This is a genomic window from Rhizobacter sp. P3_B12 (assembly GCF_056402895.1).
The window spans coordinates 1-9244 of sequence record NZ_JBFUGN010000157.1; the positions used below are offsets into that span (position 1 = coordinate 1).

General features: G+C 67.7%; 8 protein-coding genes. 5 read left to right on the top strand and 3 right to left on the bottom strand.

Annotation, left to right across the window (positions count from 1 at the left end):
• A partial coding sequence (locus AC1D01_RS11260) for a beta-eliminating lyase-related protein (protein WP_477866142.1) occupies positions 1–259 on the bottom strand: 259 nt, incomplete at its 3' end.
• Positions 260–327: 68 nt separating this feature from the next.
• On the opposite strand from AC1D01_RS11260, the gene AC1D01_RS11265 reads away from it, so the two are divergent.
• From AC1D01_RS11265 to AC1D01_RS11280, 4 genes are all read left to right on the top strand, one after another.
• Positions 328–1803, top strand: a complete 1476-nt coding sequence (locus AC1D01_RS11265) for a Fic family protein (RefSeq protein WP_477866144.1) — start codon at positions 328–330, stop codon at positions 1801–1803.
• A gap of 192 nt (positions 1804–1995) precedes the next feature.
• Positions 1996–3834, top strand: a complete 1839-nt coding sequence (locus AC1D01_RS11270; RefSeq protein WP_477866146.1) for an RICIN domain-containing protein — start codon at positions 1996–1998, stop codon at positions 3832–3834.
• 107 nt (positions 3835–3941) lie between these two features.
• The gene (locus AC1D01_RS11275; protein WP_477866148.1) at positions 3942–4241 is read left to right on the top strand and encodes a helix-turn-helix transcriptional regulator; all 300 of its coding nucleotides are present in this window, start codon (positions 3942–3944) and stop codon (positions 4239–4241) included.
• Positions 4238–5614, top strand: coding sequence for a type II toxin-antitoxin system HipA family toxin (locus tag AC1D01_RS11280; RefSeq protein WP_477866150.1), 1377 nt, complete (start codon positions 4238–4240; stop codon positions 5612–5614). The genes AC1D01_RS11275 and AC1D01_RS11280 overlap by 4 nt, the downstream gene beginning before the upstream one ends.
• A gap of 48 nt (positions 5615–5662) precedes the next feature.
• Here AC1D01_RS11280 and AC1D01_RS11285 read toward each other — a convergent pair whose 3' ends face one another.
• On the bottom strand, positions 5663–6331 hold the full coding sequence (locus AC1D01_RS11285; RefSeq protein WP_477866152.1) for an SOS response-associated peptidase family protein: 669 nt from the start codon (positions 6329–6331) through the stop codon (positions 5663–5665).
• A 128-nt stretch (positions 6332–6459) separates the two neighbouring features.
• Here AC1D01_RS11285 and AC1D01_RS11290 point away from each other — a divergent pair, with 128 nt between their 5' ends.
• Positions 6460–7950 (top strand): serine/threonine-protein kinase, encoded by a 1491-nt coding sequence (locus tag AC1D01_RS11290; protein WP_477866154.1) that lies wholly within the window; start codon positions 6460–6462, stop codon positions 7948–7950.
• A 25-nt stretch (positions 7951–7975) separates the two neighbouring features.
• On the opposite strand, the gene AC1D01_RS11295 is transcribed toward AC1D01_RS11290, so the two are convergent.
• On the bottom strand, positions 7976–9244 hold a 1269-nt coding region (locus AC1D01_RS11295), incomplete at its 5' end, for a sensor histidine kinase (RefSeq protein WP_477866156.1).

Sequence of the window (9244 nt, forward strand, 5' to 3'; positions counted from 1 at the left end):
GGATGCGCAGCGCCGCGAGCTGCGCCATCACGCCGCTGGGCATGAAGACGGCGGCCGGCTTGCCGAGCAGCGTGGCGATCTTGCGTTCGAAGTCGGCCGCCAGCGCGCCGTTGCCGTAGTGGTCGTGCTCGACGTCGTGGGCCTCGCACCAGGTGGCCATGCGGGCGAACTCCTCGGCCGGCGTGGGCGTGGCGAAGTCGGGGACGACCAGTGTGCACTGGCGACGCAATTGCTGGCGTTGTTCAGGGGTGTGGGGCATGAGCGAAATTCAAAAAAAATGAGCCGATATCCCTAGAATCCAAAAAAACTTCGAAGCGGACAAGAAAAATGAGGCCTGTCGGGTACGAGCACCTGCGCCAGTCCCTGTCGCTCGCGGCGCTTCCGCCCGCGAAGCCGGCATGGCTGAAGCCGGTCACGCGCATCGAGCCGGGCGAGACCTTCCTGTCCATTCCCCGCAGTGTTGCACCCGACACGACGCAGCCGCTGGCGCACCTGCTCTTCGCGCTGAAGCACGAGGGCGTCGATCTGCAGATTCTCGCGCAGGCCCTGCCGCGCGTGGACCCCGCGGCGTTGCTGAACCAGCTCCGGCAGTCGCCGAGCGGCGCCTACATCCGCCTGGCCTGTTGCCTGTGGGAGCGCTTCACCGGTCGGGAGTTGAATGACCTGCCGGCGATTGGTGGACAGACGGTGCCGGTGTTCGATCCGGCGCGCTACCTGACCGGACCCGAGCGCCGCGACCCCCGCTGGCGGGTGTCGTTCAACGGCCTGGGGTCGTTGCGCTACTGCGCGACGGTCGAGCGCACGCCCTGGCTCGACAAGGCGATGGCCTCTGGCGTGCTCGAACGCACCCGCGAGTTCATCGATTCGCTCGGTGCCGGCATGACCGACCGTGCGCTGCGCTGGGCCTACCTGCACGAAACCGAAGACTCGTTCGCGATCGAGCGCGAGGCGCCGACCGAAGACAAGGCCCGCCGCTTCATCGCGCTGTTGCACCAGGCGCATGACGGTCCTGCGTTGAGCGAAGACCACTTGGTCGAACTCCAGAACGCGGCGGTGAGCAGCCTGCACGTGAAGGCAGTGCAGTTCCGCAGCGAGCAGAACTGGCTGCGCGGCCCGGCGCGCGGCGCGGCCGGCGTGACCTATGTGCCGCCGCCGCCCGAACTCGTGCCGGAGCTGATGGACGAACTGATGGCGTTCGCGAATGCCGCGCCCACCGTCATCGATCCGATCGTCGCCGCGGCGATCGTCTCGTTCGGCTTCGTGTTCATCCATCCGTTCATGGACGGCAATGGCCGGCTGTCGCGCTTCCTGTTCCACCAGGCGCTGTGCCGCTCGGGGCAGCTGCCGAAGGGAACGCTGCTGCCGGTGTCGGTGGCGATGAAGCGGCATGAAGACGACTACCTGGCGGTGCTGCAGCGCTACTCGCGGCCGGTGCGCGAGTTCTGGGGCGTGCGGTGGATCGACGAAGGGCAGTACGACCTGCAGTTCCGCGGCGACGATGCCCTCTACCGCTACTGGGACGCCACCGCCTGCGTCGAGTTCGGCTACCGGATGGCCGAGCAGGCGCTGGAAGTCGAGCTGCGCCAGGAGACGGAGTTTCTCGCCCGCTACGACGCCATCGTTCGAACCGTCGGCGAGCGTTTCGACCTGCGGGGCAGCGATCTTGCGACGCTGGTGCTGAGCGCGCTGGACAACGGCGGCAAGGTCTCGATGCACCGGCGCAAGCAGTTCCAGAACCGTGTGCCCGACGGCGTGTTCGATGCGGTCCAGGCTGCGGCGGCGCGGTTCGCGGCGCCGAACTGAAAGCGTTTCCAGTTTCCCCGCCTGTTACGTAACACGGCGCAATCGGCGCGACGCATCCGGACATGGATCGCCTGCTGGAACAGCGCGGCCTGGTGCAGCACGACCGGGTTTCGGCTTGTTGCAATGACCCCGTTCCCGGGCTCYTGGCGCCCCTCCAGAATCCGCCTGCATTCACAGGGGGAGAGCATCTTCATGGCACACCACGACACGGTCCGCATGGGCCACCGGATCTCGTTGCTGCCGCTGGCGATCGCCGCGGCAGCGTTCGTCGCAGCCTGCGGCAGCGGCGACGACGGGGCGTCGTCCACCAACGGCAGCGCCGCCGCGCAAGGCGCCGGCCGCGAGGTGGCGGCAGGCATTTCCACCGCGAYGCTGCCGGTCGGCCGCTACGTGATCGTCAATGCACTGAGCGGCAAGTGCGTCGACGTGGCCGCGGCCAGCACCGCCGACGGCGGCAACATCCAGCAGGCCGGCTGCAACGCGAACATGGCGCAGGCCTTCGACGTCTCGCAGCCGTCGGCCGGCGTCTACAAGCTGATCAACGTCGGCAGCGGCAAGGCGGTCGATGTCGCATCGGCCGGCACCGCCGACGGCGCCAACGTGCAACAGTGGGCCGACAACGGCACCAACGCGCAGCGCTTTCGCATCGAGCGGGTGCAGGGCAACCGCTACGTGCTGACCAACGTCAACAGCGGCAAGTGCGTCGACGTGGCCAGCGCCTCGCTGAACGACGGCGCCAACATCCAGCAATGGAGCTGCAACGGCAGCGGCGCGCAGCAGTACCACTTCCATCCGCTGACGGCGACCGGCCGCGGCACGCTGCCGGTCGGGCAGTACACGATCAGCTCGAACCACTCGCACCTGTGCGTCGACATCCAGGGCGGCAGCGCGGCCGCCGGTACGGCTGCGGTGCAGGCCACCTGCAGCAGCGCGCAGACGCAGAAGTTCGACGTCCTGCCGGAGCAGGGCGGCGCCTACCGCTTCTCGAATGCGCAGACGCACCAGTCGCTCGACATCGCCGGCGTCTCCACCGCGAATGGCGCGCTGCTGACCCAGTGGACCGACACCGCCGGCGACAACCAGCGCTTCCTCGTCAACGCGACGCCCGACGGCTACCAGGTCGTCGCGCGCCACAGCGGCAAGTGCCTGGACGTGGCCGAGTGGAGCACTGCGTCGGGCGGCAAGCTGCAGCAGTGGGACTGCACCGGCACGCAGGCCAACCAGCGCTGGGCCTTCTCGGCCGGCAGCGGCGACACGACGACGCCGACCCAGCCGCCCACGCAGCCGCCCGCAGGCTGGCGCCTGGTGTGGCAGGACGAGTTCAACGGCAGTGCGATCGATGGCAACAAGTGGGGCTTCGAGGTGAACGGCGGCGGTGGCGGCAACAACGAGCTGCAGTACTACACCGCGCGGCCCGAGAACGCCTCGGTGGCCAACGGCGTGCTCAGCATCARGGCACTGAAGGAGCGCTTCTGCTCGACCGACGGCTGCCGCGACTACACCTCGGCGCGGCTGCGCACGCTGAACAAGGGCGACTGGCTGTACGGCCGCATGGAGGCGCGCATCAAGCTGCCGGGCGGGCAGGGCCTGTGGCCGGCCTTCTGGATGCTGCCGTCCGATTCGGTCTACGGCGGCTGGGCGGCCAGCGGCGAGATCGACATCATGGAGGCGGTGAATGCCGGCGCGGCCGGCGGCAACACCGTCTACGGCACGCTGCACTACGGCGGCGCCTGGCCGAACAACACGAACTCGGGCAAGCCCTTCGTGCCGGCCAGCAGCATCCTCAACGACTTCCACACCTACGCGGTGGAGTGGGAGCCGGGCGTCATCCGCCACTATGTCGACGGCACGCTGTACAACACGCAGACGCAGTGGTGGTCCAGCGGCGGCGCCTTCCCGGCCCCGTTCGACAAGCGCTTCCACATCCTGTTGAACGTCGCGGTGGGCGGCAACTGGCCGGGTGCGCCGAACGGCGCCACGGTGTTCCCGCAGCGCATGGATGTCGACTACGTCCGGGTGTACCAACGCTGATGGAAGTAAAGTAGTCTAGATCCAGAATGTGGCAATTTATTGCCACTTCTGGCCCAGAGGCATACACTGCAAAGTAGTCGAAACTTCAATTCGACTACTTTGCTGCCATGAACTCTGTAGGTGATCTGTCGGGTGTGGTGCGGGCGTCGCTCGAGGCGTCGACGCTGACGCAGGCGCAGTTGCGCGAGCAAGCCGGTGTTTCGCAGCGCACGCTGACGAACGTGCTGAGCGGTCGCGAGGATTTCAAGCTGAGCACCTTGCTGGCGGTGGCCGACCGCCTGGGGCTGGACGTGGTGCTGGTGCCGCGTGCGGCGTCGGCGGCGGTCGATGCCGGGGCGCAGACGACCGAGCCGCAGGTGAAGTCGCGCGTCGCGGCGGCGCTCGAGAGCGTGCGTCCGGCCCGATGAACGTCCAGGCGCTCGGCATCTTCCTGGGTCAGGGGCTGCGCATCGGCGTGCTGTTTCGATACACGCTGGCGGCCGACACCGTGGTGACGCGCTTCGTCGCCGATGAAGAATTCATACAGATCGCCGGCGCGCTGACCGTCTCGGCGGGGTGGCTGGCCGATGCGCCGCTGGAGCAGCAGGCGCTGTGGCGCGACGTGAGGTCGACGGCCTTCAACGGCCGCTTCTCGAACCGCAACGGCTGGCTGCTGCCGTCGTTCTTCCAGAACCTGCTGCCCGAGGGCGTGTTCCGCGACCGGGTGGCCGAGCTGCGGGGCTGCGACCCGCGCGACCACTTCGAGATGCTGGCCGCCTGCGGGCGCGACCTGCCGGGCCGGCTGCTCGCGTTGCCGGTGGCGCTGTCGCGCGACGAGCTGGCGCGCTGCGTGACGCAGCAGCAGGACGCGCTGGAGATGTCGGTGAGCGCCGAGCCGCTGGACGACGGCGTCTCGCTGTCGGGCGTGCAGCCGAAGGTGGGGGCGATCCGCGACGGTGACCGCTACGTGGCACGCACGAAGGACCACGACACCCACATCATCGCGAAGCTGCCGGTGGTGGCGCAGCCGCTGCTGCCGGAGGTGGAGGCGCTGTCGTTGCGGCTCGCCGCGGCGGCCGGCGTCGAGGTCTGCGAGGCGTGGCTGGAGCCGCTGGAGAAGCTCGCGGTGCGGCACGGCTACGATCTGGGCGATGCCGATGCGCGCACGCAGTTTCTCGCGGTGCGGCGCTACGACCGCAGCGAGTCCGGCCGCGTGCACTGCGAGGATTTCGCGCAGGTGCTGGGCGTGATGCCCGAGGACAAGTACGGCACCGGCGCCGAGGGCGGCTCGCGCACCTGCCTGGATGTGGCGGCGGTGCTGATGGGCTTCGACAGCCTGGGCGAGGCGGCGGTGCACGAGCTGTTGCGGCGCCTGGTCGTCAACGAGATGCTGGGCAACCCCGACATGCACCTGAAGAACATCGGGCTGGTCTACCCGGACGGCGTGCATCCGCGCCTCGGCCCCGCTTACGACATCGTCGCGTACGCGGCCTACAGCGGGCACCAGGGCCATGCGCTGGCCTTGCTGCCGGCAACGCTGGCGCCGCCGGCCAGTCAGGCCGCGGCGCGTGTGCGCCTGCTGTTGTCGCCGGCGGTGGTGCGTGCCTTCTGCGCGGCGTTGCGCATTCSCGAGAAGCCGGCGGCCACCGTCATCCGGCTGGCGGTGCGGGCGGCCTGCGCGCAGTGGCCGGCGATGATCGCGGCGGCGCCGCTGACGGCGATGCAGAAGTCGCGGCTGCTGGCGCACTTCAACGCGCACCCGCTGGTGGCGTCGGTCGCGCGGCGGGTGGTGGCGAGCTAGGACCGGGCGCCAGTGTTCTGCCGCATCCATGGCTTGAGGCCGGCTTGATCACCCCTTGCCGCTTGCCGGAAGGCTCTCGGTGCCCCAAAGAACAGTGACGCCGCCTGCCCATGTGGGCGTGGCACCTGAACGGCCTTTGGGCCAGGGCTCTGCCACAAGCCGGTCAGCCGAACAGGGGTGCATGAAACCCATCATGTGATCGGGACGACAGGTGAGCCAGGCGTCGTGGTCCGTCTCGTCCAGGATGACGACCATTCGCTTTTCCTGCCATGGCTTGCCGAACTGCATCATGAGCGGGTGCGTGTCCGCGTTGACGGTGAGCATCGTGAAGCTGGGGACCTCCTCGCCGGTCCTGTTGTCCTTCCACCAGCGCCACAGGCCGGCAATCCCCATCGGTGCGCGATCGCGGCGGCTGATTCGCCAGCGAACAGGCCTGCCGGTCTGATAGTTCAGTTCGTAGATGGCCTCGGTGGGGACGATGCAGCGCTGACCACGACGCCATGCACGGCGAAAAATGTCCAGATCACCGGCGATGTCGGCCGGCGCGTCCTGGGCACGCCGGCCCAGTGTCAAACTCTTGCCATCCTGTGCTCGTGAGATGAATGGCGCGAGATAGAGCGGCAGACTTCCTGCCGTCACGTCACCTTCGGGCTGAGCCACGCCGAAGTGGGAGAGCATGCGATCAGCGGCAGCGACGGGGTGATAGTTGATGGCCATCGTGTGCGTTGCCGGCAAGTCGGCAATCCCGAAGCGTGCAGCAGCGACCGTTTCATCAGCGTTTCTCGAGCGTCGCTTCCCATATTCATGGCAGGTTCAAACGCCGGCGACTTCATACCATGGGGCCGATGACCGACCTTGCCGATACGCTCCGGCGTGCATCCCACCCTGCGCGCGTGGGGAAGTACAGCATCACCGGCGTTCTGGGGCATGGCGCCATGGGGGTCGTCTATCGAGCCTTCGATCCGGGGATTCAACGGCCGGTGGCCATCAAGGTCATTCGCCGAAACCTGCTGGATCACGATCGGATGGCAGACCTCGTCGCGGCGCGCTTCAAGAACGAAGCGCGAGCGGTCGGCCGGCTGTCTCACCCCGGCATCGTGGCCATCTACGACTATGGCGAGGACGACGCCTGCGCCTTCATCGCGATGGAACTGGTCGAAGGACTCAGCCTCGGACGGATTCTGTCGCGCACGCCCATGCTGTCCGAGGCCGAGTTGCTGCGCATCATGGACCAGCTGCTGGACGCGCTGGATTGCGTGCACCGGCACGGCGTCTGGCATCGAGACATCAAGCCCGAGAACCTGATCGTCACGCCCAGGGGCGAAGTCAAGCTCGCCGACTTCGGTATTGCGCGCGTCGAAGATGTCGCGCTGACCCAGGGCGGCCCCTGGGTCGGAACGCCGGGATACATGGCCCCGGAGCAGTACACCGCCGTGGGGCTCGATCATCGCGTGGACATCTTCGCCGCTGGCGTATTGCTGTACCGGTTGCTGACCGGCAAGGCGCCGTTCAGGGGTCGTTCGCAGTCGGTGATGCGCGCGACGCTCGACCATGATCCACCGGCGCCGAGCGCGGCTGCGAACACGGTCCGGCATGCCTTCTACGACTCGATCATCTCGACGGCCTTGGCCAAGGACCCGAAGGCCAGGTTCGCAAGCGCTGCGGAGTTTCGCGGCGCGCTGTCGAAGCGCTCCGAGGTGGCTCCCGCGATCTCGTCTTGCGTCAATGGCATCGAGATGCGGACCTGGGCCGCGGCGCTGTTCCCCGACTGCACCGTCACGACGCGAGCCTTTCCCGAGGACCTGACAACGGGGTCGCCACGGAGTCCGGATCTCGTCGGTACGGCCGCCGCATCGTGGGCGGGCCTGGACGCTGCCACCTTGGGACGGGCCGAACGGGCGCTGGTYGGCTTCGTCGGCCCGATCGGCAAGGTTCTCGTGCGCAAGGCGGCCCGCAACTGTCTTGACCTGGCGTCCTTCAGCACCACCCTCGTCGAGCACGTGCCGCCCGCTCAGCGTCGCGCCTTCATCGAACGCATCACCGCAGAATGCGATGCTTTCGGGGTGGCGATGAATGCTTCGGCCGGGGTGCTTGAAGGCTCGCTGTTTCCAGGGCCGTTCGCCGGCAGCGAACCCCCGAGCCCCGAGGTGCTGGCCCACGCATGTCGCGTATTGACGAGCCGGATGGGACCGATTGCCGCGGTGGTGGTCAAGAGGGTCGCCGGCCAGGCGCAAACCCGGGCGGAGTTCTTCCGCCTGCTGGTCGTGCAATGTGCCAATGGCGCCGACCGGGCGAAGCTGAGCGAGGAGTTGCAGCAGGGATCGGTTCGACGCTGACGGGGTAGCGATGTGAATGCTCTGCTCAAGAGGCCAGCGGCAACAACAGCCGGATACAAGCTCCGGAGTGGGGCGCGCTGACTTCCAGGACGGCCCCGAGCCCGACGGCGTGCTCGTGCATCGTTCGCAGCGCTGCGACCGGAACACCGCCCCARCCAGGTCCATTGTTCGTGAGCGCGACGTCGATGCCGCCGTCTGTGGCACGCGCCGCCAGGTGCAGTTCGGTGGCGTGCGAGTGTCGCAGGGTGTTCGTCAACGCATCGAGCAACAGCTGCTGCAGGCGGCGCATCGCGTCGCCATGCTCGCCTGCTTCCCAGTGCGGCAGCAGATCGACTTCCCAGCGCAGATGGAGTCCGGCGGCTTGAATGCGCCTTTGCAAGCGATAGCGCAGGCTGGCCAGCAGCGCATTGACGTCACCGGGCGGCATGCTCAGCGCATCGATCAGCAGCTTGAGCCGGTCCAGTGTCTCGCGCAGCGTCTGGGCGACCGCGAGCGGCTCGGTGCGCTCCCCTTCGAGTTGCCGCATCGCACTGGCCAGGTGGGTGCCGACGTTGTCATGCAGTTCGYGCAGAACGAGCGCCCGTTCGGTGGCCACGGCGAAATCGCGATCGGCCTCGGCGAGGTGGGCGAAGGAGGCGCGCAGTTCCATCTCGCGCTGCCGGACGCGATCGGCGAGCCTGCGGTTCAACAGCGTCAGGTCCTCCTGGATGCGGGTGTAGTCACCAGCAAGCACCCATGCCGAGATCGACAGCGTCACGGGGGCGGCGTAGGCCACCAAGTGGGGCCTGTCGAACGGCAAGACGAAGATGGTGAGCAGCCAGTCATGAGCTCCGACGAGCATCCCGATGACGGCGGCGCTGCCCAGCAACAGCCGGTCGCGCCTCGACCGGCCTTGCGCATCGGACAGCAGCAAAACGGTTGCCCAGCCGCAAAGCGACAGCACGCCGAGGATCACCACCGCAAAGGCGATCTGTTGCCGGATCGGGTTGACCAGGAACTGCAGCGCATTGGCAACGAGCACCAGGCCGATCGCGCCGAGCTCCAGACGCGGTGATGACCGGCCGGCGAAGCGCAGGAAGAACAGCGCGAACAGGAGTGACGTCCAGATGTTGCAGAGAAAGATCAACATCTGCCAGGCATGCGGCGAAAGTGGCGGGTCGGTGAGGAGGTCGTTGCTCGTGCAAACGGCCCACAAGAGACTCGCCGCCGCAAAGTAGCCGTATTGCACGGCTTCGCGACGGCGCAACCAGATGATGGCGAACAGCACCCCGAGCGCAAACACGTAGGCGTCGAC

What these genes read in the sequence shown, in the direction of transcription:
- AC1D01_RS11265 (WP_477866144.1), top strand. Translation starts at nt 328, where the DNA reads ATGAGGCCTGTCGGGTACGAGCACCTGCGCCAGTCCCTGTCGCTCGCG.
- AC1D01_RS11275 (WP_477866148.1), top strand. Translation starts at nt 3,942, where the DNA reads ATGAACTCTGTAGGTGATCTGTCGGGTGTGGTGCGGGCGTCGCTCGAG.
- AC1D01_RS11285 (WP_477866152.1), bottom strand. Translation starts at nt 6,331, where the DNA reads ATGGCCATCAACTATCACCCCGTCGCTGCCGCTGATCGCATGCTCTCC.